Source organism: Citrobacter sp. VF227 (genome assembly GCF_052950715.1).
In genome coordinates this window covers 858,966-884,480 of sequence record NZ_JBRFVF010000002.1, presented here as the reverse complement: position 1 = coordinate 884,480, position 25,515 = coordinate 858,966, and the positions used below count along the sequence as shown (strand labels likewise).

General features: G+C 51.8%; 23 protein-coding genes. 14 read left to right on the top strand and 9 right to left on the bottom strand.

Annotated features, from left to right (window positions below; translation table 11 throughout):
* Window positions 1-37: 37 nt before the first annotated feature.
* The 4 genes from ACU8YC_RS11670 to ACU8YC_RS11655 form a co-directional block, all read right to left on the bottom strand.
* Entirely contained in the window at window positions 38-1,069 is a 1,032-nt protein-coding gene (locus ACU8YC_RS11670) for an ABC transporter substrate-binding protein (protein ID WP_003021397.1), read from the bottom strand.
* Complete coding sequence (gene uhpC / locus ACU8YC_RS11665; protein WP_446895352.1) at window positions 1,066-2,370, bottom strand: MFS transporter family glucose-6-phosphate receptor UhpC; 1,305 nt, start codon at window positions 2,368-2,370, stop codon at window positions 1,066-1,068. The genes ACU8YC_RS11670 and uhpC overlap by 4 nt, the downstream gene beginning before the upstream one ends.
* Before the next feature lie 85 nt (window positions 2,371-2,455).
* Window positions 2,456-3,997, bottom strand: coding sequence for an MASE1 domain-containing sensor histidine kinase (locus tag ACU8YC_RS11660; RefSeq protein WP_151224834.1), 1,542 nt, complete (start codon window positions 3,995-3,997; stop codon window positions 2,456-2,458).
* Window positions 3,997-4,626 (bottom strand): response regulator transcription factor, encoded by a 630-nt coding sequence (locus ACU8YC_RS11655; RefSeq protein ID WP_151218773.1) that lies wholly within the window; start codon window positions 4,624-4,626, stop codon window positions 3,997-3,999. The genes ACU8YC_RS11660 and ACU8YC_RS11655 overlap by 1 nt, the downstream gene beginning before the upstream one ends.
* Before the next feature lie 419 nt (window positions 4,627-5,045).
* Here ACU8YC_RS11655 and tauA point away from each other — a divergent pair, with 419 nt between their 5' ends.
* Genes tauA through tauD form a run of 4 tightly spaced genes read left to right on the top strand, consistent with a single transcriptional unit; the run spans window position 5,046 to window position 8,465 of the window.
* Window positions 5,046-6,008 (top strand): taurine ABC transporter substrate-binding protein, encoded by a 963-nt coding sequence (tauA, locus tag ACU8YC_RS11650; RefSeq protein WP_210904701.1) that lies wholly within the window; start codon window positions 5,046-5,048, stop codon window positions 6,006-6,008.
* Between the two features lie 14 nt (window positions 6,009-6,022).
* Window positions 6,023-6,790, top strand: a complete 768-nt coding sequence (tauB, locus tag ACU8YC_RS11645; RefSeq protein WP_370618886.1) for a taurine ABC transporter ATP-binding subunit — start codon at window positions 6,023-6,025, stop codon at window positions 6,788-6,790.
* Window positions 6,787-7,617: a taurine ABC transporter permease TauC gene (tauC, locus tag ACU8YC_RS11640; protein WP_446895351.1), complete on the top strand. Its 831-nt coding sequence runs from the start codon at window positions 6,787-6,789 to the stop codon at window positions 7,615-7,617. Before tauB ends, tauC begins: the two co-directional genes overlap by 4 nt.
* Entirely contained in the window at window positions 7,614-8,465 is an 852-nt protein-coding gene (gene tauD / locus ACU8YC_RS11635) for a taurine dioxygenase (protein WP_187259349.1), read from the top strand. Before tauC ends, tauD begins: the two co-directional genes overlap by 4 nt.
* A gap of 58 nt (window positions 8,466-8,523) precedes the next feature.
* Here tauD and hemB read toward each other — a convergent pair whose 3' ends face one another.
* Window positions 8,524-9,498: a porphobilinogen synthase gene (gene hemB, locus ACU8YC_RS11630; RefSeq protein WP_042310217.1), complete on the bottom strand. Its 975-nt coding sequence runs from the start codon at window positions 9,496-9,498 to the stop codon at window positions 8,524-8,526.
* Between the two features lie 487 nt (window positions 9,499-9,985).
* On the opposite strand from hemB, the gene ehaB reads away from it, so the two are divergent.
* Together ehaB and iprA are read left to right on the top strand one after the other, a co-directional pair.
* The gene (ehaB, locus tag ACU8YC_RS11625; RefSeq protein ID WP_446895350.1) at window positions 9,986-12,907 is read left to right on the top strand and encodes an autotransporter adhesin EhaB; all 2,922 of its coding nucleotides are present in this window, start codon (window positions 9,986-9,988) and stop codon (window positions 12,905-12,907) included.
* A gap of 89 nt (window positions 12,908-12,996) precedes the next feature.
* Window positions 12,997-13,620, top strand: coding sequence for a hydrogen peroxide resistance inhibitor IprA (iprA, locus tag ACU8YC_RS11620; RefSeq protein WP_151218582.1), 624 nt, complete (start codon window positions 12,997-12,999; stop codon window positions 13,618-13,620).
* Window position 13,621: 1 nt separating this feature from the next.
* Here the strand turns inward: iprA and ampH are convergent, their stop codons facing one another.
* Entirely contained in the window at window positions 13,622-14,779 is a 1,158-nt protein-coding gene (gene ampH / locus ACU8YC_RS11615; RefSeq protein WP_446895349.1) for a D-alanyl-D-alanine-carboxypeptidase/endopeptidase AmpH, read from the bottom strand.
* 383 nt (window positions 14,780-15,162) lie between these two features.
* Here ampH and sbmA point away from each other — a divergent pair, with 383 nt between their 5' ends.
* Complete coding sequence (gene sbmA / locus ACU8YC_RS11610; RefSeq protein WP_187252938.1) at window positions 15,163-16,383, top strand: peptide antibiotic transporter SbmA; 1,221 nt, start codon at window positions 15,163-15,165, stop codon at window positions 16,381-16,383.
* Between the two features lie 15 nt (window positions 16,384-16,398).
* Complete coding sequence (locus ACU8YC_RS11605) at window positions 16,399-17,502, top strand: DUF1615 domain-containing protein (protein ID WP_187252937.1); 1,104 nt, start codon at window positions 16,399-16,401, stop codon at window positions 17,500-17,502.
* Here the strand turns inward: ACU8YC_RS11605 and ACU8YC_RS11600 are convergent.
* Window positions 17,487-17,810: a DUF2755 family protein gene (locus ACU8YC_RS11600; protein WP_151218585.1), complete on the bottom strand. Its 324-nt coding sequence runs from the start codon at window positions 17,808-17,810 to the stop codon at window positions 17,487-17,489. The two genes, ACU8YC_RS11605 and ACU8YC_RS11600, sit on opposite strands and share 16 nt — an antisense overlap.
* Before the next feature lie 263 nt (window positions 17,811-18,073).
* Between ACU8YC_RS11600 and ACU8YC_RS11595 the strand changes: the two genes are divergently transcribed.
* Complete coding sequence (locus tag ACU8YC_RS11595) at window positions 18,074-18,301, top strand: DUF2754 family protein (RefSeq protein ID WP_278238057.1); 228 nt, start codon at window positions 18,074-18,076, stop codon at window positions 18,299-18,301.
* A gap of 21 nt (window positions 18,302-18,322) precedes the next feature.
* Here ACU8YC_RS11595 and ddlA read toward each other — a convergent pair whose 3' ends face one another.
* A complete protein-coding gene (gene ddlA / locus ACU8YC_RS11590) occupies window positions 18,323-19,417 on the bottom strand; it encodes a D-alanine--D-alanine ligase (RefSeq protein ID WP_187259352.1) in 1,095 nt (364 codons plus the stop codon).
* 301 nt (window positions 19,418-19,718) lie between these two features.
* Here ddlA and ACU8YC_RS11585 point away from each other — a divergent pair, with 301 nt between their 5' ends.
* The 5 genes from ACU8YC_RS11585 to adrA all read left to right on the top strand — a co-directional run bounded on the left by ACU8YC_RS11585 (window position 19,719) and on the right by adrA (window position 24,549).
* Window positions 19,719-20,915, top strand: coding sequence for a multidrug efflux MFS transporter (locus tag ACU8YC_RS11585; protein ID WP_446895348.1), 1,197 nt, complete (start codon window positions 19,719-19,721; stop codon window positions 20,913-20,915).
* 246 nt (window positions 20,916-21,161) lie between these two features.
* Window positions 21,162-21,404, top strand: coding sequence for a sigma-S stabilization anti-adapter protein IraP (locus ACU8YC_RS11580; RefSeq protein WP_151218589.1), 243 nt, complete (start codon window positions 21,162-21,164; stop codon window positions 21,402-21,404).
* A gap of 104 nt (window positions 21,405-21,508) precedes the next feature.
* A complete protein-coding gene (phoA, locus tag ACU8YC_RS11575; protein ID WP_446895347.1) occupies window positions 21,509-22,924 on the top strand; it encodes an alkaline phosphatase in 1,416 nt (471 codons plus the stop codon).
* A 97-nt stretch (window positions 22,925-23,021) separates the two neighbouring features.
* A complete protein-coding gene (gene psiF / locus ACU8YC_RS11570; RefSeq protein ID WP_003830956.1) occupies window positions 23,022-23,342 on the top strand; it encodes a phosphate starvation-inducible protein PsiF in 321 nt (106 codons plus the stop codon).
* Between the two features lie 91 nt (window positions 23,343-23,433).
* Window positions 23,434-24,549, top strand: a complete 1,116-nt coding sequence (adrA, locus tag ACU8YC_RS11565) for a diguanylate cyclase AdrA (RefSeq protein WP_187259458.1) — start codon at window positions 23,434-23,436, stop codon at window positions 24,547-24,549.
* A 17-nt stretch (window positions 24,550-24,566) separates the two neighbouring features.
* Here adrA and proC read toward each other — a convergent pair whose 3' ends face one another.
* Entirely contained in the window at window positions 24,567-25,376 is an 810-nt protein-coding gene (gene proC, locus ACU8YC_RS11560; protein WP_151218591.1) for a pyrroline-5-carboxylate reductase, read from the bottom strand.
* Window positions 25,377-25,515 lie beyond the last annotated feature (139 nt).

Here is a 25,515-nt window from a genome sequence, read left to right as displayed (position 1 = left end):
TTTACGCCGCACCCGGCAAATGATCGCCGATGTAGGTTTATTTACCCATCTTCACTTCGCTGACCCACTTATTGATCAACGCTTTACGGACATCGGTTGAGCCGTACTTATCCATGTCGTAATTGATAAGCTTCAGGTCGTCGAGTTTCAGCGAGTTAGGAGACGTCTCGGCGGTGGTGTTGGTCAGGATCTGATAGGACTTGCCTTTCTTCCACGCCAGTTCCTGAGCATCTTTTGACAGTACCCAGTCAACGAACAGTTTGGCGTTATCGAGATTGCGCGCGCCTTTCAGAATGCTGACGCCGCCGATCTCATAGCCAGTACCTTCGCACGGTGAAATTAGCTCCAGCGGTGCGCCCTGTTCTTTTTCCAGCGAGTAGTCGTGCAGGAAGCCAATACCAATCGCTGTTTCGCCACGTGCGGCGTTACGCGCTGGGGCAATGCCTGATTTAGTGTATTGAGAGACGTTGGCGTTGAGCTGTTTCAGGTAGTCAAAGGCCTGATCTTCACCCCACAGTTGGGCAAAAGTCGCCAGCGCGGTGTAGGCGGTACCGGAGCTTTGTGGGTCAGCAATCTGGATTTCGCCTTTGTATTCCGGTTTGGTCAGATCTTTCCAGCATTTGGGCACCGGCAGATTTTTCTCTTTCAGGCGCTGGGTATTGACGCCAAAACCCAGAATACCGACGTAAACCGCAGAGGACAGGTTGCCTTTCACCTTCGCGGGATCGCGGAATTTCTCCATGATCTGTTCGAGATTGGGGGATTTATAGGGCTGCAGCAGACCCATTTCACCGGCCTGGGACTGCGGATCCAGCGTCCCGCCGTACCAGACATCCGCCTGCGGGTTTTTCTTCTCGGCATCCACTTTTGCCAGCGTACTGCCCGAGCCGTTGCGAATGAATGAGGTTTTCACGTCATATTTTTCACCGAAGGCCTTGGTTTCGGTTTCGCACATCTCGTTAGTGGCGCTGCAATACACCACCAGACGGCCCTGCGCCTGAGCGGCATTGCTGAAGGCCGCCAGCGTCAGAGCGGAAGCAATCAGGGTAGAGGTAAGCGTCAGTTTCATTGTTTTATCCTTTGACTGAGAGAAGGGGTAATACCCGCAATGAGCAGCGGCATTAGCAATAAACCCATAAAGACAGCAGCGACCGAGAGCAAACTGAACATTCCCGACCAGCCGTAGTGTTCTATGACCAGCGACAGCGGCCAACCCGCAAGCGCGGCCCCCAGATAGGCGAACAGTCCGAGAAAACCGGTGATTGAACCTGCCGCCGCCTTGTGTCCGCACTCCACCGCCGCGAGGCCAATCAACATCTGTGGGCCAAACACAAAAAAGCCCACCGTAAAGAAACACATTGCCAGTAGTGCGTAGTGGTGTACCGGTGCCAGCCACAGCGCGGCGACAGAGACCATCAGCCCCAGCGTGAACAACAAAATCATCGGCGCACGCTGACCGCTGAACAGCAGATCTGATCCCCATCCGGCAAACAGCGCGCCGAACAAGCCGCCGACCTCAAACAGCATCACCGTGGCATTGGCGCTGAGCAGATTCACGCCGTGGCTTTCTGTCAGCCAGAGATTGCCCCAGTCATTAAGCGCAATACGGATCAAATAGACCAGCACATACGACACGCCGAGCAGCCAGATCATCGGGTTCTTCAGCATGGTGGTGCGCAACATTTGCCACAGTCCCATCGGCGGGCTTTGCTGTTCCTGGCGCAGTTCCAGCGGGTCGTGTCGCCATTCTCCAACCGTCGGTAATCCCTCTTCCCGGGGCGTGCCTTTCAGTTGCAGGGTGAGCCAAATGCCTAACGCCATGCTGATAATCCCCGGTGCCAGCATCGCCGCCTGCCAGCCCCACCAGTGGGCGGCAAAGGCGCTTATCAGCGGGATAATTGCCCCACCCATGTTGATCGACATATTCCAGCAGCCCCACCAGAATCCGCGTTCGTTGCGCGAGTACCAGTGAGTCAGCAGTCGAGCGCAGGGCGGCCAGCCCCAACCCTGGAAAAAACCGTTTAGCGTCCACACCACCAGCAGCAGCGTTAGCGATTCACCAAAGGCGAACAGCACATTCAAAACGCCGGTGGCGAAAAGGCCGATGCCCATAAACGCGCGCTGTCCGTGGCTGTCGTGCCACAGTCCGGCGGTAAATTTCGACAGGCCATAGGTCAGGTAAAACAGTGATCCCAGCAGGCCGATATCGCCTTTATCCAGACCGAGGTCCGTTTGCAGCGCCGGGAGAACGTAGTTGACGCTTTTGCGTGTCAGATAAAACGCGGCGTAACCAATTACCATACACATCAGCAGCCGAGGGCGTAGCGCCCGGTATTGTTGGTCTGTTTCGCTGGCTGAGCGTGCGTGCATGGCTGTCTCCGTTTGTGCTGACTATAGGAAAGTGAAAGCAAAAGAGGATGAGAGAAAGTCCAGAGTGGCTAAGACTTTTTCCTGGTTAGCGGCTGATTTGTTGCAAATTTGTGGGCAGGTTAACAATTACCCGTGTGCCACCGTTCGATTCGAGCGTCAGTTCGCCGCCAAGAGCGCTGACCCGCTCACGCATCCCCTGAATACCGAAACCGGGAATTTTTTCCGGCAGAATGCCCACGCCGTTGTCAGCGACTTCCAGAAACAAGCGCTGTTCCTGCTGACGCAGCGTAATCGATACTTCGCTGGCGTCGGCATGTTTACAGACGTTGTTGAGTAACTCCTGCAGCAGCCGATACAGTGTGAAGCGCACCGTTTCATTTTCTGGCGTATTTTCAAGCTGATAGTCAAACCAACAGCGAATGCCTCGTTCGGCAAAGGCAAATTCATTCACCAGGTGATGCAGGGCATCTTTAAAGGCCAGTTCATCGAGCGCGGGCGGGCGCAGTTGGCGCAGCAGCTGGCGGGTGGAGTGGTGAATACGCCGGGCAAGGTCGTTGATCTGATTTGCCGCCACAAGCGTTTGCTCGCGTCCCGGCGCGCGTTTGACCAGCTGCGACTGAATTTGAATGGCGGTGATATTCTGACCAATTTCGTCATGCAGTTCCCGCGCCAGGCTTTTGCGCGTATTTTCTTCGGTGCGGATCAGTTGCTCGGTCAGCTCGCGGCGTGCCGCCAGTTCGGCTTCCAGACGCTGGCGATAATGGTGCAGGTTTTGTGCAAGATGTTGCTGGCGGCTGATAGCGATCCCAAGCCCGATGCCCAGCAGCGCCTGGGTGGCGAGGAAAATCTCCAGCTCCAGTAAATTACTGAACCCGACGCCGATTTGCCGGGCGATAGTGATCATCATACTGCCGAGCAATCCGGACAACACGCCGCCCTGCCAGCCGAATTTCCATGCCATCACCACGTTCGGTAGGAACACCACGATCAGCAGCAGACGCTCAATCTCTGGTGACAGCACCATCTGGGTGCCAATGCCAATAATAAAAAACAGACTGCACCAGATGATAAGTGAGGTGCGCAGCGGGGGATTGGTGGTATCCAACCCGAGCAGATGATAGCGGTGCTGCTGGCGCAGAAATTCATAGATCAGATAGACAAACGGCGTCAGCAGCACGCCACCGGTAAATGACGCCAGGCCAATTAACGTTGCCGGGCTTTGGATAAATGGTGAAAGCAGGGCGGTATTGAGCAATGAGGTAAGCGTCACCGCAGCCAGCAGTAGCGTTAAGCGCTGCCAGTAAAGGGGGAAGCGGTGCCAGTATGACTGGCCGATGCTTGCCGGAATAAGGCTAATAAACGGCGCAGCCAGCAGGATATAGCCGCTCAATAATTGCTCGCTGTGCAGCCAGAACAACATCAGCACCGGCGGCAATATCAGCGCGGGCCAGTAACGGCGAGAAAGCAGGATGAGCAGCGCGAGATAGACGCCGTGCGGCAGGAATAGCGCCGCCTGCTGGCCGTTGTGGGTCAGGTAAAAACCCAGCGTCCACAGCATCAGCCAGCCCGATCCCCAGGCCAGCAGAATAAACAGAGAAATAACCCAATGACGAAGGTTACGCGACATTAATGCCCCGTCAGCAACTGGTGGTCGAGGGCAAAATGCACCAGATCGATGGTGCTGTGGCATTGCAGTTTGCCCAGCACGTTCGCGCGATGAACATGCACCGTTTTATGGCTGAGATCGAGCTTGAAGGCTATCTCTTTCACGCTGTCGCCTTTGACCAGCAGATCAAACACTTCGCGCTCGCGGGGGGTCAGTACCTCCAGGACCCGTGCGGGTTGTTCGCCGCCGCGTAGCGCCCGCAGCGCGTCGGCGCACAGGTAATGCCCGCCCATACCGACTGAACGTACCGCCTGCACCAGTTCCTCTGGTCCGCAGCGTTTGGTCAGATAACCGCTGGCGCCGGCATCCAGCGCGCTTTGCACAAATGTGGGAGAGTCATAAATGCTGAGAATAATGGCGCGAAAACCGGGCTTTTGTGCTCGCAGTCGTTTTAACAGGCTCAGACCATTTTCATCCGGCATGGCGATATCCATCACCGCAACGTTTACGTCATCATGCAGTAACGCAGGCCACGCCTGAGCTGCGCTGCTGTACTGACCGGTAACGTTGAGATCGTCTTCGAGACTGAGTAATTGCGCAAAGCCGGAACGCACCACCACATGGTCATCCACCAGCACAACATGAATCATGATATTGCTCTCTTGCCTGATAATGCAGTCTATGATGCCTGCCAGCGCCGCGCTGGCAATCATCCAGGTGCAGTTATGTAACGAATGTAACAAAATCGCAATACAAGGCATCCTTCAAGCTGCCTCATTGTTGGCTGCGGATTACTCGGCCCATCCCTGGGCCTCGCCCCTTATGGGGCCGCTGCAAACAGCGTTCAAATCTGCTCCCGGCAGATTTGTCAGAAACCCCAGTCACATAGTTATCTATGCTCCTGGGGGGCTTCCGTTACCGCCTCAACGTATCTTGAATGATTTTGTGTATAAGCATTGCCGCTTTTTTTCTAAAAACGCTTTGTTCTTAGCCAGAATTTTTAATTCCTTTATCAAATTGTGCCGCAACGAAATACTGCCCCCATAACAAGACAGGGGAACAGAAAATCATGGCTATTTCATCGCGTAACGCATTTCTCGGCGTACTGGCATTCATCGCATTTCAGGCACAGGCGGTGAACGTCACCGTCGCTTATCAGACCTCCGCCGAACCCGCCAAAGTGGCGCAGGCGGATAACACTTTTGCGAAGGAGAGCGGCGCGACTGTTGACTGGCGCAAATTTGACAGCGGCGCGAGCATCGTCCGGGCGCTGGCCTCCGGCGACGTGCAGATCGGTAATCTTGGCTCCAGTCCGCTGGCGGTAGCAGCCAGTCAGCAGGTGCCGATTGAGGTTTTCCTGCTGGCATCAAAACTTGGCAATTCTGAAGCGCTGGTGGTGAAGAAAAATATCAGTAAACCGCAAGACTTGATAGGTAAACGCATTGCCGTGCCGTTTATCTCTACTACTCATTACAGCCTGTTGGCAGCGTTAAAACACTGGGGCATCAAGCCCGGTCAGGTTGAGATTGTGAACCTGCAGCCACCGGCAATTATTGCCGCTTGGCAGCGTGGGGACATTGATGGCGCGTACGTCTGGGCGCCTGCGGTCAATGCGTTGGAAAAAGATGGCAGGGTGTTAACCGACTCATCGCAGGTTGGCGAGTGGGGCGCGCCGACGCTGGACGTATGGGTGGTGCGCAAAGATTTTGCCGAGAAATACCCAGAGGTAGTTAAAGCCTTTGCCAAAAGCGCTATCGACGCGCAGCAACCTTATATCGCCAATCCTGATGAGTGGCTAAAGCAGTCAGAAAATATCAGTAAATTGTCGCGTTTAAGCGGTGTGCCGGAGGCGGATGTACCGGGGCTGGTGAAAGGTAACGCTTACCTGACGCCGCAACAGCAGACTGCCGAACTAAATGGAGCGGTGAATAAAGCGATTATCGACACCGCGCAGTTCCTTAAAGAGCAGGGCAAAGTCCCCGCCGTGGCGACAGATTATAGCCAGTACGTGACCGATCGCTTCGTGCAATAAATAAGGAGGCACTGATGCTGAAAATCTCACATCTTGCCGCCAGCTACGGTGGAAAACCGGCGCTGGAGGATATCAACCTGACGCTTGATAGCGGCGAACTTCTGGTAGTACTCGGACCTTCCGGCTGCGGGAAAACCACGTTGTTAAATCTGATTGCCGGGTTTGCGCCGTATCAGCACGGTAGCATTACGTTGGCGGGTAAGAAAGTTGACGGTCCCGGCGCAGATCGCGGAGTCGTGTTCCAGAACGAAGGCCTGCTGCCCTGGCGCAACGTGCAGGACAACGTGGCCTTTGGGTTGCAGCTGGCGGGGGTGGAGAAGCTCCAGCGTCAACGAATCGCGCAGGAGATGCTGCAGAAAGTTGGGCTGGAGGATGCGGGAAAACGTTTTATCTGGCAGCTTTCTGGCGGGCAGCGGCAGCGCGTCGGTATTGCCCGGGCGCTGGCGGCCAACCCGCGGCTGTTGCTGCTGGATGAACCCTTTGGCGCGCTCGACGCTTTTACTCGCGAGCAGATGCAAACTCTGCTGCTGAAGCTGTGGCATGAGACGGGCAAACAGGTGCTGTTGATTACCCACGATATTGAAGAAGCCGTGTTTATGGCAACGGAGCTGGTATTGCTGTCGCCAGGCCCTGGCCGGGTACTGGAGCGTCTGCCGCTGAATTTCGCCCGTCGCTTTGTGGCTGGAGAGTCGAGTCGCAGCATTAAGTCCGATCCGCAGTTTATCGCCATGCGCGAGTACGTGTTAGGTCGAGTCTTTGAACAACGGGAGGCATTTTCATGAGCGTGGTCATTAATGATAAACCCCGTCGCCAGCGCGCGCTCAACTGGCGCTGGCCGTTCTCGCGGCAGATTATTTTAAGCCTCGGTACGCTGGCCGTTATTTTGGCGGTGTGGTGGGCTGTGGCGGCGCTGCAGTTAGTCAGTCCGCTGTTTGTACCGCCACCGGGACAGGTTTTACAAAAGCTGATCGTTATTGCCGGTCCGCAGGGATTTATGGATGCCACGCTGTGGCAGCATCTGGCGGCGAGTCTGACACGTATTGTTATCGCGCTGCTGGCGGCGGTGCTGCTGGGCGTTCCGGTTGGAATCGCTATGGGACTGAGTCCGACGATGCGCGGCATTCTCGATCCGATCATTGAGCTGTATCGTCCGGTTCCGCCCCTGGCCTATCTACCGCTGATGGTCATCTGGTTTGGCATTGGCGAAACCTCGAAGATCCTGCTGATCTATCTGGCGATTTTCGCCCCTGTAGCAATGTCTGCGCTGGCGGGGGTCAAAAGCGCGCAGCAGGTGAGAGTACGTGCTGCTCAATCGCTGGGAGCCAGCCGTGCGCAGGTGCTGTGGTTTGTTATTTTGCCGGGGGCATTGCCGGAAATACTCACCGGGTTACGGATCGGGCTTGGCGTGGGCTGGTCGACGCTGGTGGCCGCAGAGCTGATTGCCGCCACGCGAGGTTTAGGATTTATGGTGCAGTCAGCCGGTGAGTTTCTGGCAACGGATGTGGTGCTGGCGGGGATCGCGGTGATTGCCGTTATCGCGTTTATTTTAGAACTGGGTCTGCGTGCGCTTCAGCGCCGTCTGACGCCCTGGCATGGAGAAGTACAATGAGTGAACGTCTGATCATTACCCCGCTGGGGCCGTATATTGGCGCACAAATTACCGGTGCGGATTTGGCGCGCCCGCTGAGTGATAACCAGTTCGAGCAGCTTTATCACGCAGTACTGCGTCACCAGGTGGTGTTTCTGCGTGAGCAGGTGATTACGCCGCAACAGCAGCGTACGCTGGCGCTGCGTTTCGGCGATCTGCATATTCATCCGGTCTATCCGCATGCCGAAGGGGTAGAAGAGATTATCGTGCTGGATACGCATAATGATAATCCCCCGGATAACGACAACTGGCACACCGATGTAACCTTTATTGACACGCCGCCTGCCGGGGCGATTTTAGCGGCGAAAGAGCTGCCATCAACCGGGGGCGATACCCTGTGGACCAGCGGAATTGCTGCTTTTGAGGCGCTTTCAGAGCCTTTGCGTCAGTTGCTGAGCGGTCTGCGGGCAGAGCATGATTTCCGTAAATCATTCCCGGAATATAAATACCGCAAAACGGAGGAGGAGCATCAGCGCTGGCTGGAGGCGGTAGTGAAGCATCCGCCTCTGTTGCATCCGGTGGTGCGCACACATCCGGTAAGCGGAAAACAGGCGCTGTTTGTGAATGAGGGATTTACGACGCGAATTGTCGATGTGACGGAAAAAGAGAGCGAGACGTTACTGGGATTTCTGTTCGCGCATATCACTAAACCGGAGTTCCAGGTACGCTGGCGCTGGCAGCCTAACGATGTCGCGATTTGGGATAATCGCGTGACACAGCATTATGCGAATGCGGATTATCTACCGCAGCGGCGCATTATGCATCGGGCAACGATTCTGGGAGATAAGCCTTACTTCCGTGCAGGCTAACAGTCCGGTGGTGCTTTTTCATCGGGCCTGAAAAAGCAGGCCCGATAAGGCGACGTTATTAACGCAGGATTTTTTTCTCAGCCAGATCCAGTGCGAAGTAGCTGAAGATCAGATCCGCGCCAGCGCGTTTGATCGACCCTAAGCTTTCCAGCACCACTTTCTCTTCATCAATAGCGCCCGCCATTGCTGCGAATTTAATCATCGCATACTCGCCGCTGACCTGATAAGCGCCAATCGGCAACTCGGTGCGCTCGCGAATATCGCGCAGAATATCGAGGTATGCGCCAGCCGGTTTTACCATCAGGCAGTCTGCGCCCTGGGCTTCATCCAGCAGTGATTCACGGATCGCCTCGCGGCGGTTCATCGGGTTCATCTGATAGGTTTTACGATCGCCCTTCAGCGCGGTGCCTGCAGCTTCACGGAACGGGCCGTAGAAAGAAGAGGCAAACTTAGTGGAGTAGGACATGATCGCGGTATCGGTGAAGCCCGCAGCATCCAGCGCCTGGCGAATCGCCTGCACCTGACCGTCCATAGCGGCGGAAGGCGCAATGAAGTCCGCACCCGCTGCTGCGGCAACGACCGCTTGTTTGCCGAGGTTAGCAAGGGTTAAATCGTTATCAACGCCGTGATCGCATAACACACCACAGTGGCCATGCGAGGTGTATTCACAGAAACAGGTGTCGGACATGACAATCATTTCCGGCACGGTCTGTTTACAGATACGCGACATGCGCGCCACCAGACCGTCTTCTTTCCAGGCATCGCTGCCGGTGTCATCCGTATGGTGGGAAATGCCGAAAGTCATGACCGAACGGATGCCCGCATTGGCAATGCGTTCAATTTCGCGCGCCAGATGCTTCTCTGGAATACGCATCACGCCAGGCATGGCGTCAATAGCTTTGTAATCGTCGAGTTCTTCTTCAACAAAGATCGGCAACACCAGGTCATTTAAGCTGAGTGTTGTCTCTTCAAACATAGCGCGCAGCGCAGGAGATTTGCGCAGGCGGCGAGGGCGTTGGATTAGGTCTGTCATGGTATGCCTGATGTTTGTGGAATCGAAGATCGCAGTATACCCGAACCTGAAGGCGAGGGGGTTACGAAAGTTGGCGTTATATCTGGATTTCCCTTGATGGAAGGTTGAGTCATTAGAGCCATTTATTCATATTCATTATGTTGTTTATTATTATTTATTATTTTAAATATCTATATGTTTGCTTTTATATCCCGATGCATAAGATGCGTCTATTTATTAGTTATTTGTTTGTATGCATCGTAATTCATTGGTAAATAATATATTTTGAACGACTGGTTGTCCGTAATTAATTGAAGGTAATGATTTTTTTGTTTCTTAAATAAAGAAGTTGGCATTCGTGGTGTTGTCCGTTTTCGGACAACGGGCAAAGAATAATTGAACCTTTCCTCCATGACGCCGCATAATCGTTCCTGCGAAACATAAAATGTTTTCTATGCATTGATAATTGATGGATCAACTATATTACGTCCCTGAGGAGGGATGACAAATGCACACTTGGAAAAAGAAACTTGTAGTCTCACAATTAGCATTAGCCTGCACTTTGGCAATCACTTCTCAGGCGAATGCTTCCACTGATATCTCTGGCACTACTTATACTACTTTCACGCATTATAACGACGCATCTTATACTGATGGCGTTTACTATGATGAATATGTCGGTTGGAATAATTACGACACTGATAGTATTTATAACGGTGATATTTATCCGGTAATCAATAACGCTACTGTCAACGGCGTTATTTCGACTTATTACCTGGATGATGGAGTTTATGCTGACAGCAATAACAATAGCCTGACGATTAAAAATAGTACTATTCACGGTATGGTGACATCCGAGTGTATGACCACGGATTGTACTAACCGTACGGGCACCGACTATTACTACGATCGTCTGGCGATGAACGTCATTAATTCAACTATCGATGACAACTACGAACATTATACCTACAACGGTACGTATAATGACGCCGCTGATACGCATGTTGTCGATGTTTATAATCTGGGCACGGCTATTACTCTGGATCAGGAAGTTGATCTGTCTATCTCCAATAACTCTCACGTTGCGGGTATTACGCTGACTCAGGGTTACGAGTGGGAAGATATTGACGATAATACCGTTAGTACTGGTGTAAACAGCAGCGAAGTATTTAATAATACTATTGCTGTCAGTGATTCTACTGTGACCTCAGGTTCATGGTCTGATGAAGGCACTTCTGGCTGGTTTGGTAATACCAGCAATGCAAGCGATTACAGCGGTTCTTATACTGCTGATGATGTTGCATTGGCTGTTATTGCGCATCCAGATGCCGACAACGCGATGCAGACTACTGCCACCTTTAACAATTCCACGCTGATGGGCGACGTGGTGTTCTCCAGCAACTTCGATGAGAACTTCTTCCCGAACGGCGCTGATACTTACCGTGATACTGATGCCGATCTGGATACCAATGGTTGGGACGGTACTGACCGTCTGGACCTGACCCTGAACAACGGCAGCAAGTGGGTTGGCGCAGCGATGTCCGTACATCAGGTTGATGTTGATGGCGATGGTGTTTACGACAGCTATACTGCGGGTACAGAAGCTACCGCTACGCTGATTGATATTGCAGCCAATAGCCTGTGGCCTGATTCAACCTACGGTATTGACAGCGATACGAGTTCTTATAATGAAAATGGTCATGTGGTTGGCAACGCCGTCTACCAGAGCGGTCTGTTCAACGTCACGCTGAACGGCGCTTCACAGTGGGATACCACCAAAACTTCTCTGATTGATACCCTGAGCATCAACAGTGGTTCCGTCGTGAATGTAGGCGATTCTGATCTGATTTCTGACTCTATCGCGCTGACCGGTGCTTCTGCCCTGAACATCAACGAGGATGGTCATGTTGCGACCGATACCCTGTCTATTGACAACAGTACCGTCACAATTGCGGATGATGTTGCTGCTGGCTGGGGCGTAGGTGATGCTGCGCTGTATGCAAATACTATCAACGTAACCAACAATGGTGTTCTGGATGTGGGTAACAGCACAGGTGATGCACTGCAGGTTGATACGCTGAATCTGACCAGCTACACCGACGCTTACAACCATGTTAATGCGGGTGTTTTCGACATCAACAGTACCAACTATGTGTTGAATGCCGACCTGACCAACGACCGTACTAACGACAAAACTCAGGCTAACTATGGTTACGGCGTGATCGCAATGAACTCTGATGGTCACTTGACTATCAATGGTAACGGCGATTCCGACACCTCCTACGATCAGTCTGAAGTTGATAACTATGGTGACCACGTTGCAGCTGCAACTGGTAACTATAAAGTACGTATCGATAACGCGACCGGTACTGGTTCTATTGCTGATTACAAAGGCAAAGAACTGGTTTATGTTAACGACACCAACAGCACTGCGACCTTCTCTGCAGCTAACAAAGCGGATCTGGGTGCTTACACCTATCAGGCGCAGCAGCAGGGTAACACCGTTGTTCTGCAGCAGATGGAGCTGACCGACTACGCGAACATGGCGCTGAGCATTCCGTCTGCTAACACCAATATCTGGAACCTGGAACAAGACACCGTTGGAACTCGTCTGACTAACGCTCGTCATGGTCTGGCAGATAACGGTGGTGCATGGGTAAGCTACTTCGGCGGCAGCTTCGACGCGGATAACGGCAGTATTAACTACGATCAGGATGTCAGCGGCATCATGGTCGGTGTTGATTCCAAAATCGATGGCAACAACGCTAAGTGGATTGTCGGTGCTGCGGCAGGCTTTGCGAAAGGTGATATGAGCGACCGTACTGGTCAGGTGGATCAAGACAGCCAGACGGCCTACATCTACTCTTCTGCTCGCTTTGACAACAACATCTTTGTTGACGGTAACTTAAGCTACTCCCACTTCAACAACGATCTGTCTGCTAACATGAGCAACGGTCAGTATGTTGATGGCAGCACCTCTGCTGATGCCTGGGGCTTTGGCCTGAAACTGGGTTACGACCTGAAACTGGGTGATGCCGGTTACGTGACGCCTTACGGTAGTGTATCCGGTCTGTTCCAGTCTGGTGATGACTATAAGCTGAGCAACGACATGAAAGTTGACGGTCAGTCTTATGACAGCATGCGTTATGAACTGGGTGTAGATGCAGGTTATACCTTCGCCTACAGCGAAGATCAGGCGCTGACCCCGTACTTCAAACTGGCCTATGTTTACGATGACTCTAACAACGATTCTAACGTAAACGGAGACTCTATCGACAATGGCGTAGAAGGTTCTGCGGTACGTGTTGGACTGGGTACTCAGTTCAGCTTCACCAAGAACTTCAGTGCTTACACCGATGCTAACTACCTCGGTGGCGGTGATGTTGATCAAGACTGGGCTGCAAACGTTGGTGTTAAATATACCTGGTAAGAATTTTCTCGCTGAGAAGTATAAGGTAATTTAATTCAGAATAATGCCCGTCACGGATTTGACGGGCATTTGTTGCAAGGAATGCACAAATGTTCTCGACGAATAAACCTCTTTTGGAATTTGGTAAGCTTGATAAATGTTTGTCAAAATACGGACAACATTTCAAATATGATAACGAAAAGCAAATTATATATTCCAGTGATATAAATAGTGACGATACCTTTATTATATTAAGCGGCGTAATTTCCCTGCGACGAGGAGAAAATGTGCTGGTTGGCATCGCGCAGGCTCCGTTTATTATGGGGCTTTCGGATGGCGTGATGAAAACAGATGTACCTTACAGATTAATAACCGAAAGTAATTGTACGGGATATCATCTTCCGGCTTCACAAACGATTAATATAATTGAACAATGCCAGGTTTGGCGCGAAGCCTTCTGCTGGTTAGCGTGGCAAAACTGCATGCTTGAAATGCGCGACTTACAGTTAATTGGCAATAACTCCTACGATCAGATCCGCGCGACGCTGATATCCATGACGAAATGGGACGACGAACTGCGTTCGCGTGTCGGTGTCATGAACTATATTCACCAACGCACGCGAATTTCACGCTCAGTTGTTGCTGAAGTTCTCGCGGCTTTGCGTAAAGGTGGTTACATTGAAATGAATAAAGGCAAACTGGTGAACATTAACCGTTTGCCTTTTGAGTATTAAGTCAGGATGCGGGAATAACCTGCGGTTTGTTTCCGCTCAACTCTGCAACCAGATCGTTGATACCGTCGCTCATATTGGTAAAGCGGGTCAGCGGAGAACGTGTTACCACGACAAACGCCCCAACGTTTTGCTGCGGGATCATCGCCATATAGGTGATGAATCCGCCGCCGCCGCCGGTTTTTTGAATAATTCCCGGTCGGCCATTTTTCGGTGCCATATAGACCCAGCCCAAACCAAGTGCATCGGCCTTGCCCGGAACATCCATCCCTATCACTTTGGTCAACTGTGTACGCTGATAAATCAGCGTCTGCATCCGATCGGCCTGTTGGCTACGATGATAAAAATCAGATGAGAGATACTGCTGCATCCAGCGCATCATATCGCCGGGTGTTGAATAGACGCCGCCGCTGCCCATCGCCGCCAGCGTGTTGTTGCAAGGGCTGGCTCCTTTTTCCGCGACCATCAGGCGTCGACATTGATCGGGGGACGGCGTAAAGGTGGTGTCTTTCATCCCCAGCGGACGGGTGATTTTTTCTTCAAACAGCTGCGGATAAGGCTTACCTGAGGCGGTTCCCAGCGCATCGGCCAGTAGATCAAACGCCAGGTTGGAATAAGAAGCCTGCGAGCCCGGTGCGGCTTTTAGCGTGGCGGTTGAGAGATAGTTCCAGCGCTGTTCGCGGGTTGGCCAGACAAACACGGGGCGCTTTGCTGCGCCGCCTGGCTGTTCGCGCGGCAGCGCACTGGTATGCGTCGCCAAATTCACCAGTCTAATCGGTGTGCCCTGATAAGTCGGCACGCGTGCGCCAGGTGGTGCATATTTACTCAACGGATCGTTGAGTTTAACTGTGCCCTGATCGAGTAATTTTACCAGCATTTCGCTGGTCATTAATTTGGTGATGGAGGCAATACGAATTACGGAATCCAGTTGCGGATGGACGTTGTTACCGGGACGCGTTTCGCCAAAGCTGCGAAATACGCGCTGATTGCCATCAATCACTACGAGTGCCATCCCTGTAGCACCACTGCCGTAAAATATATGGTCGGCATAACGATCAACGATATCAGAGGCGAAGACCGGATCGGTTATAGGCTGTGCCGCCTGGACAGATGTCAATGACGCCGCACACAGCGCGGCAGAAAAAAGCAGACTACGTTTCAACGGTGGTGTCCATGAGTTAGAGAAAGTGAAAAAGGATGTCGTGCGTATGCGTATTTATACTACTCATCAGCGTATTGCAAAGCGCTTATCAGCCAATGATAGTGTGAAAAACGTAACGATGAGTAAACGCGATCGTTTTCGGGATTATGCATATTCGCTTTTGTGATCTCACGCTGTGATAATCAGCACAGATTGGAACGTTGTCGAGTGTGAAAACCACAGAAACAATTCTTCATAACTGGGGGGCGAACTAAGTGCCCCGGTTTTGGTCACAATGTGGGTTTCAGCTTGTGTTTTTGGGCGTAAGCCATCTGGCCACGTACTTTCAGAGTGGCAAATGCACAGCAGTCGTCATAACGATAAGAAGTTAGCAGGAGAGCACTATGTTTAAGTCTTTTTTCCCAAAGCCGGGAGCGTTCTTTATTTCGGCATTTATTTGGGCACTGGTCGCTGTTGTATTCTGGCAAGCAGGTGGGGGAGCCTGGGTTGCACGCTTTACCGGCGCGTCGGGAGATGTACCGATTAGCGCGGCCCGATTCTGGTCGTTGGATTACCTGATTTTTTATGCGTATTACATTCTTTGCGTTGGGGTGTTCGCGCTGTTTTGGTTTATCTACAGCCCGCACCGCTGGCAGTACTGGTCGATACTCGGCACATCGCTGATTATTTTCGTGACCTGGTTTCTGGTTGAAGTTGGCGTCGCCGTCAACGCCTGGTATGCGCCATTCTATGATCTGATTCAAACCGCACTCAGCGCGCCGCACAAGGTGAAGATTGAGCAGTTCTATCATGAAGTGGGCATCTTTCTCGGCATTGCACTGATTGCCGTAATTATTGGCGTGATGAACAACTTCTTTGTCAGTCACTATGTCTTCCGCTGGCGGACCGCAATGAATGAACACTATATGGCGCACTGGCAGCATCTGCGTCATATCGAAGGCGCTGCGCAGCGTGTGCAGGAAGACACTATGCGTTTTGCCTCCACGCTGGAAAATATGGGAGTCAGCTTTATCAACGCGATTATGACGCTGATCGCCTTTTTGCCCGTGCTGGTCACACTCTCTGCCCATGTTCCTGACCTGCCAATTATTGGGCATGTGCCTTATGGCCTGGTGATTGCCGCGATTGTCTGGTCCCTGATGGGAACTGGCTTACTGGCGGTAGTCGGGATTAAACTTCCAGGGCTGGAGTTTAAAAACCAGCGCGTGGAGGCGGCCTACCGTAAAGAACTGGTATACGGTGAAGATGACGCCAATCGTGCGACACCGCCAACGGTGCGTGAACTGTTTCACGCGGTACGCCAGAACTACTTCCGCCTCTATTTTCACTATATGTACTTCAATATCGCCCGTATTCTGTACCTGCAGGTTGATAACGTTTTCGGTTTGTTCCTGCTGTTTCCGTCGATTGTTGCCGGTACGATTACGCTTGGTTTGATGACGCAAATTACAAACGTGTTTGGTCAGGTGCGCGGCTCGTTCCAGTATTTGATTAACTCCTGGACAACGTTAGTTGAACTGATGTCTATATATAAGCGTCTGCGCAGCTTTGAACGTGAGCTTGATGATCAGGATATTCAGGAAGTTACCCATACCCTTGGTTAATAATGAGGAGATGTTATGTCGACGGTTTCCCGTCTTTACCCCTTGTCCGGTTTGGCCGCTCTGGTGCTGGTGGGATGTAGTAGCCAACCTGCGCAGCCGTTAAAAAAGGGGGAGAAAGCCGTCGATGTGGCGAGCGTGGTGCGCCAGAAAATGCCCGCCAGCGTGAAAGACAGGGACGCGTGGGCACAGGACCTGGCAAAGACGTTTGAAAGCCAGAAGCTGGCGCCGACGGTTGAAAATATCTGTTCGGTGCTGGCGGTGGCTCAGCAGGAGTCTAACTATCAGGCGGACCCTGCTGTTCCAGGACTGAATAAAATCGCCTGGAAAGAAATCGACCGCCGCGCCGAGCGTATGCACATTCCGCTGTTTGTGGTGCATACCGCGCTGAAGATTAACTCGCCAACGGGGAAAAGCTACAGCGAACGTCTGGATTCGGTGAAGACGGAAAAACAGCTGAGTGCCATCTTTGATGATTTTATTAATATGGTACCGATGGGGCAGACGCTATTTGGTTCGCTTAATCCGGTGCATACCGGCGGTCCGATGCAGGTCAGTATCGCCTTTGCCGAGCAACATGCTGGCGGTTATCCGTGGAAAATGGCGGGAACCGTGCGTCAGGAAGTGTTTAGCCGTCGCGGCGGGCTGTGGTTTGGTACGTATCATCTGCTTAACTACCCGGCGAACTACAGTGCGCCCATCTTCCGCTTCGCCGATTTTAATGCCGGATGGTATGCCAGCCGCAATGCGGCTTTCCAGAATGCGGTCAGTAAAGCCAGCGGGGTGAAGCTGGCGATGGATGGGGATTTGATTCTCTACGGTAGCAGCGAACCGGGTAAAACCGAGCTGGCAGTGCGTAAACTGGCCGGGAAACTGGATATGAGCGAGAGTGAGATCAGCCGTCAATTGCAAAAAGGTGACAGCCTGGCGTTTGAAGAGACTGCGTTGTACGAGAAGGTCTATAAGCTGGCGGAAGCGAAGACCGGGAAAGCGCTCCCCCGTGAAATGCTGCCAGGCATTCAACTGGAAAGCCCGAAGATCACGCGAAATCTGACTACCGCGTGGTTTGCGAAACGCGTGGACGATCGTCGGGCGAGATGTATGGGTCAGTCGTCGTTATGATGACGACGGCGCCAGTGCACGAATGCCGCGATAGCACCCAGAATCAGGCTTCCGGTGATGAAAGGGACCAGCCCAAAAAGGGTACCGACACCCAAACCGATTTCAACTCGCGGTCGCCCTGTCTCTTGCATTTGTAACTGCATTAGTTGTTCATAGATGCCGGGAGCGTGGGCCAACAGATTTAAAATCTGCGCGCCCGCCCAAAAGCAAAACAGCACAAATACGGCATACGCAATGTTGCCGGGCAGGGAGGAGGTGTCCCGATGCTTGCCCTTAAAAAGGGATTTTGAGAGCGTAAAATCAGCCATAAAGACCTCCGGAAATAACCTGCTTTTTTGACGTAATGCCTGGAACTCACCGTGAGTCTGACAGGTGATCGGCAATGTCAATATCAGAATGATGGTAATTTCAGGTAGAGATTATTCCTGGATTTCGGTTTTTTGCTTTCCGTCACAATTGAGTAACCTTAAGTGAAATTAAGTTACATTTCAGAATTTCCGTACAGGCCACAGACGTCCATGAGGAAATGTGCGAGGATGCGCTTCCATGTTGTATTTCTACCGGAGCTGTTATGAACCTGCCTGTAAAAATCCGCCGAGACTGGCACTACTATGCCTTCGCAATCGGGCTTATCTTTATTCTGAACGGCGTGGTGGGCTTGCTCGGTTTTGAAGCGCAGGGGTGGCAAACCTATGCGGTGGGGCTGGTTACCTGGGTGATTAGCTTTTGGCTGGCCGGATTAATTATTCGTCGCCGGGTGGAAGATGAAGATGAAGATGAAACAAAGGATGCCCAATAGAGATCGGGCATCCTGACGGGTTTACATACTGGTTTTCAGCGCGCTATCTGCCGCATGGCGTTCCAGCGCCAGCTCGATCAGGCGAGTGATCAAATCGGTATAGCCTAAACCGCTCGCCTGCCACAGTTTTGGATACATGCTGATGTTGGTAAAGCCCGGCAGTGTGTTGATCTCGTTGATCACAACCTCGTTCTCTGCGGTTAAGAAAACGTCCACGCGGGCCATGCCGGCACAGCCCAACGTCTGATAAGCCTGAATTGCAATGTCTCGGATCTTATCGTTAATTTCCGGTGCGATTGCTGCCGGAACAACCACTTTGGCACCGTTGTCGTCAATATATTTGGTGTCGTAAGCGTAAAAATCACTGTTCAGCACGATCTCGCCACAGGTACTGGCCTGCGGATGATCGTTACCCAGCACCGCGCATTCGATCTCGCGGCCTTTGATCCCTTGTTCGACGACGACTTTATGATCGAATTCAAATGCGAGTCCGACGGCCTGGTCGTATTGTGCTTCGCTGGTCACTTTACTGACGCCAACGGACGATCCCTGGTTGGCCGGTTTTACAAACAGCGGCAGACCCAGGCGAGACTCAACCTCGGCAAAGCTGATGCTGTTGCGATTGGCGCGAGTCAGCGTAATAAACGGGGCGATGTTTAATCCGGCATCGCGCAGCAGACGTTTGGTCACGTCTTTATCCATACAGGCCGCAGAACCTAATACATCAGATCCGACGAATGGTAGATTCGCCACGCGCAGCATCCCCTGCAAAGAGCCATCTTCACCCAGCGTGCCGTGTACAATTGGGAAAATAACATCGACCGTAGGCAGCGGCTTACCGTTTTGCGCATCGATCAACTGATGTTCTTGTTTACCCGGTACCTGAGCAAGGCTGGTCGCGGAGGGACGCAGCGCAATATGCGCCGGATCGTTTGAATTGAGCAGATAATTACTGGCATCGCTGACGTGCCATTGCCCTTGTTTATCAATACCTAACAGCACAACGTCAAAGCGAGTCTTGTCGATGGCATCGACAATATTTTTTGCCGATTGCAATGACACTTCATGTTCCGCTGATTTACCACCAAATACGATTCCTACCCGCAACTTTGCCATCTTAAAAACCCATTCCATGAATGCAAAGCACATACATTACCACGACAAAACGTAGGTTTCCTCGGCTTCTGGCAGATTGTTTTAGTGGATAACCGGGGAAGTGATAGGCGTAAACGCGCAGATCGACCGTGAAGCATAATTCCCTGTTTAAATTATGGGTTTGGTGTGAGGTGTATCACAAATATGATGAGAGGGGAGATAAAATCCTAAACTGTGATTTATCGCACCTGTGAACCCTTATTTGGCTAAGTAATTTGTTAAGCTGCTCGCAGTTTTCAGCTATTTATCGTTATGAGTCCTTATGGAATCCTGGAGAGTTAACCTTATTTCCGTGTGGTTCGGTTGCTTTTTTACCGGACTGGCGATTAGCCAAATCCTGCCTTTTTTACCGCTCTATATCTCCCAACTGGGAGTGACCTCGCATGAAGCGCTCTCAATGTGGTCCGGCTTAACGTTCAGCGTCACCTTTCTGATTTCAGCCATTGTCTCTCCGATGTGGGGCAGTTTAGCGGACCGTAAAGGACGTAAGCTGATGTTGCTGCGTGCTTCTCTGGGGATGGCGATTGCGATTTTACTGCAGGCCTTTGCCACCAACGTCTGGCAGCTTTTTCTTCTGCGTGGGGTGATGGGGTTAACTTCTGGCTATATTCCCAATGCGATGGCGCTGGTGGCCTCACAGGTACCGCGCGAACGCAGCGGATGGGCACTGAGTACACTTTCGACGGCGCAAATTAGCGGCGTCATTGGCGGGCCGCTGATGGGGGGCTTTATTGCCGATCATGTTGGTTTACGGGCAGTATTCTGTATTACCGCAGCCTTGCTGGTGGTGAGTTTCCTGGTCACGCTGTTCTTAATCAAAGAGGGCGTGCGCCCGACTATCAAAAAAAGCGAACGTCAGAGCGGTAAGGCCGTCTTTGCCTCACTGCCTTACCCGGCGCTGGTGATTAGCCTGTTTTTTACTACTATGGTTATCCAACTGTGTAACGGCTCAATTGGACCGATTCTGGCGCTGTTTATTAAATCGATGGTGCCAGACAGTTCGAATATTGCCTTTCTCAGCGGGTTGATTGCTTCGGTGCCGGGCGTCTCGGCCCTGATTTCAGCGCCCCGGCTAGGTAAGTTAGGCGACCGTATTGGGACCGAACGGATTTTAATGGCGACGTTAATCTTCGCGGTAGTGTTGTTTTTCGCCATGTCATGGGTCACCACGCCATTGCAGTTGGGAATCTTACGTTTTCTGCTCGGATTTGCCGACGGCGCAATGTTGCCCGCAGTGCAGACACTGCTGGTGAAATACTCCAGCGACCAGATAACCGGGCGAATTTTTGGTTATAACCAGTCATTTATGTACCTCGGTAACGTGGCCGGGCCATTAATGGGAGCAACGGTATCAGCAATGGCGGGCTTTCGCTGGGTGTTTATTGCCACGGCGAGCATTGTGCTTATCAATATCTGGCAACTGGCTATCGCGCTGCGACGTCGACGTAGCGTACGCTGAAGTTCTGATTAACAACGCTGCTCGTCAGCGTTGTTAATCCATAATTGTGCATTATATATCTATGTTATTATTAATTCCCATACCCTTTTATATGCAATGATTCTACGTTACTACGCCCCTCCTTATTTTGTGTTGTGATTGTTTTCGCAAAATGTTTTATTTTTTATAAAAATACAACTTTCATCCTCTAGGCAGTGGTGAGTCTTAATGATAACGTGGCTCATATTTGGTTAAGGGAATACGCAAATGAAAAATCTCATCACTGAGTTGTTACTTAAGCTCGCCCAAAAAGAAGAAGAGTCGCAAGAGCTGGCGACGCAGGTTGAAACGCTCGAGCAGGTAATCATCGAAATGCTGCGTAATATGACGTGGAACGATCGGCAAATTTTTATTCGCCAGATAGAGGATGCTGTGGCTGGGGTAGGCCGTATGCCTGCATTTCTGACCAGCATTCATAACGCAGGCGAGAGTGTGCCAAAAGCGTTTTGAGTCATCTGTGGCGCGTCGTCCACGAATTATCATAAAAGTGTCACATCAAATACTTATAGTCGCTTTGTTTTAATTTTACTGTATTTATACATGGAGAAAATAAAGTGAAACAAAGCGCACTCGCTATTGCCCTGTTACCTTTGCTGTTTACCCCGGTTATTTATGCAGAATCATCTGCTATGCCGGTTCTGGATAATCGTGCCGCTCAGGGTGATATCACCACACCGGGCGGTGCCCGCCGATTGGCTGCCGATCAAACGGCGGCTCTGCGCGATTCTCTGAACGATAAACCTGCCAAAAATATTATTCTATTGATTGGTGATGGGATGGGTGACTCAGAAATAACGGCAGCACGAAATTATGCCGAAGGCGCAGGCGGCTTTTTTAAAGGTATTGATGCTTTACCGTTGACCGGACAATACACGCATTATGCGCTGGATAAAAAAACGGGCAAACCCGATTATGTGACGGATTCTGCGGCATCCGCCACGGCGTGGACCACCGGTGTGAAAACCTATAATGGTGCTCTGGGCGTGGATATCCACGAAAAAGATCACACCACAATTCTTGAAATGGCAAAAGCAGCGGGGCTGGCGACGGGCAACGTTTCTACCGCTGAATTGCAGGATGCGACTCCGGCAGCGCTGGTTGCTCATGTGACCTCGCGTAAGTGCTATGGCCCTGACGTGACCCGTGAAAAATGTCCAACTAATGCGCTGGAAAAAGGCGGCAAAGGGTCAATCACCGAACAATTACTCAATTCCAGGGCTGACGTTACGTTGGGCGGCGGGGCAAAAACGTTTGCGGAAACCGCAGCGGCAGGCGAATGGCAGGGTAAAACATTGCGTGAACAAGCCCAGGCCCGCGGTTATCAACTGGTGAGTGATGCGGCTACGCTGGCGGCGATTACTGAAGCTAATCAGGATAAACCGCTGCTGGGTCTGTTCTCTGACGGCAATATGCCGGTACGCTGGGAAGGACCGAAGGCATCTTATCATGGCAATCTGGATAAACCGGTTGTGACCTGTGCGCCAAATCCAAAGCGTAATGACAGTGTGCCGACGCTGGCGCAGATGACGGATAAAGCGATTGAACTGTTAAGCAAAAATGAGAAAGGTTTCTTCCTGCAAGTGGAAGGGGCGTCAATTGATAAACAGGACCACGCCGCCAACCCATGCGGACAGATTGGCGAAACGGTCGATCTGGACGAAGCGGTACAGCGCGCGCTTGCCTTTGCGAAGAAAGATGGCAACACCCTGGTAGTGGTAACCGCTGACCACGCGCATGCCAGCCAGATTGTCGCACCGGATACCAAAGCACCAGGCCTGACTCAGGCACTGAACACCAAAGATGGCGCGGTGATGGTTATTAGCTACGGTAACTCTGAAGAGGAATCTCAGGAGCACACTGGTAGCCAACTGCGAATTGCAGCCTACGGCCCGCATGCGGCGAATGTGGTTGGTTTGACCGACCAGACCGACCTGTTCTACACCATGAAAGCGGCGTTAGGACTGAAATAACCCGACGCCCGGCGGCAATACTTTTGCCGTCGGGTGGTATTTTTATCGTTAGCAGCCAAACTTACCTGTGTGTCGTCGTTCAGAAAAGGATGGTGCTATGAAAATTACATTATTAATGACGTTGCTTTTTGGTCTTATTTTTTTAACTACCGTCGGTGCTGCCGAGAAGACATTAACCCCGCAACAACAACGTATGACCACCTGCAATCAGCAGGCAACGGCGCAGACCTTAAAAGGGGATGCGCGTAAGACATATATGAGTGATTGCCTGAAAAACAGTAAATCTGCGCCTGAGGAAAAGAGCCTGACGCCGCAGCAGCAGAAAATGCGTGAATGCAACGTCAAGGCGACGGAGCAGTCCCTGAAAGGTGATGATCGTAATAAATTTATGAGCGCTTGCCTGAAAAAATCTGCGTAGCACTTACGGGTGAGCAGGTAAAATCGCTCACCCGAAATATCATACTTCCGCCGCCAGACCCCTTCCTATAATTTGGGAAATTTGTTTCAGAATATTCCCAAATACGATGAATGATGAAAACTTTTATCAAAAGAAGGTCGTCCCGAATGACGCGTTTTTATCGCTTCATCAGAATGACCACCAGCGCTCCGGTCTGCGATTCGCCCGACGGATCAGGCTGCCGCGAGCGGTGGGATTGGGGGGAATGTTTTTATCTATCGCGTCGGTACTCGTTACTCAGCCCATTACCGGTGGCTGGTGGCTGTTACTGGTGGGATGGGCGTTTGTCTGGCCGCATCTGGCCTGGCAGCTGGCAAGCAAAGCTGACGATCCTCTGCATAGTGAATTTACCAACTTAAAAGCTGATGCCATTCTTGCCGGTATGTGGATAGGAATTATGGGAGTGAATCTGTTGCCATCCACGGCGCTGCTGATGATTACCTGCATTAACCTGATGGGTGCAGGGGGGATGCGAATATTCATTGCAGGCGCTGTTTTGATGGTGGTTTCATGCCTGGTGACGTTACAGTTAACCGATATCTCCGTCGCGTTCAGCAGTACTCAACTTAGCGTACTATTGACGCTGCCGGTGCTGGTGATCTATCCGCTGATTTTTGCCTGGGTAAGTTATCAAACGGTCATCAAACTGGCGGAGCATAAGCGCCGCTTACAGGTGATGAGTACGCGAGATGGCATGACCGGAGTGTATAACCGTCGTCATTGGGAGCTGTTACTGCGTAATGAATTTGATAATTGTCGCCGCTACCAGCGTGACGCCACGTTACTGATTATCGATATTGACCATTTCAAAAGCATTAATGATACCTGGGGTCATGACGTTGGGGACCAGGCGATTGTCGCGCTGACCCGCCAGTTGCAAATGACCTTACGCGGTAGCGATGTGATAGGGCGCTTTGGTGGTGATGAATTTGCAGTGATTATGTGTGGTACGCCGGCAACCAGCGCGATAGCAGCGATGTCTCGTGTGCACGAACGACTTAGCCACTTGCGTTTATCCTGCGCGCCACAGGTTGCCCTGCGTATTAGCGTGGGCGTTGCGCCGCTGACCTCAGAAACCGAGCATTATCGGGAATGGTTAAAGTCGGCGGATATGGCTCTTTACAAAGCAAAGAATTCCGGACGTAACCGCACTGAAGCGGCGGCCTGACGTCCGGAGGTGTTGACTCAGGAGCGGCTGAGTTTTTCAGACTGTTCCATGCACTTAATCATCGCTTCGATCACTGCTGAACGGAAACCGCGTTCTTCAAGGACGCGTACCGCTTCAATGGTGGTTCCACCAGGCGAGCACACCATATCTTTCAGCTCTCCGGGATGTTTACCCGTTTCCAGCACCATCTTCGCCGAACCCATTACCGCTTGTGCCGCGAATTTATAAGCCTGTGCGCGAGGCATGCCGCCTTGTACGGCGGCGTCCGCCATTGCTTCGATAAACATAAAGACATAGGCCGGTGCTGAACCGCTGACGCCAACAACCGGGTGAATCATTGCCTCCGCAATGACTTCTGCTTCGCCAAAGCAGCGGAAGATATTCAGCACGTCGGCCGTATCTTCCGGCGTGACTAAAGCGTTCGGTGTGACGGAGGTCATTCCCGCGTTCACCAGAGACGGCGTGTTTGGCATCGCGCGAATGATTTTACGGTCATGGCCCAGCGCGCGGGCGAGTTGATCGAGGGTGACGCCTGCGGCAATTGAGACGACCAGAGAGTCTTTGTTCAGGCTGGAGGTAATTTCGCTCAGCACCTTAATCATGATGCCTGGTTTTACGGCCCCAAATACGATATCGGCGATTTGTGCGACTTCTTGTGCAGACTGCGCCGCATTAATACCGTACTGGTCGTGCAACGCAGCGACTTTATCGGGGGAGGGAGTATAGACCCAGATTTGGCCGGGGAGAACCTGGCCGCTGGCGATCATGCCGCCAAGTATCGCTTTGCCCATATTACCGCAGCCGATAAAACCAATTTTCTTGTCCATTTGTCACTCCCTATGGATGATATTCATTGTTTTATACCCTAATTACTTCAAGTAACTTGAATTATTTAAGGTAAACCGGGGAAAGCTAAGTCTAGCGCGGAAAGAATATGTGCAGAAGGATAAACAGCACTTTGCCTGA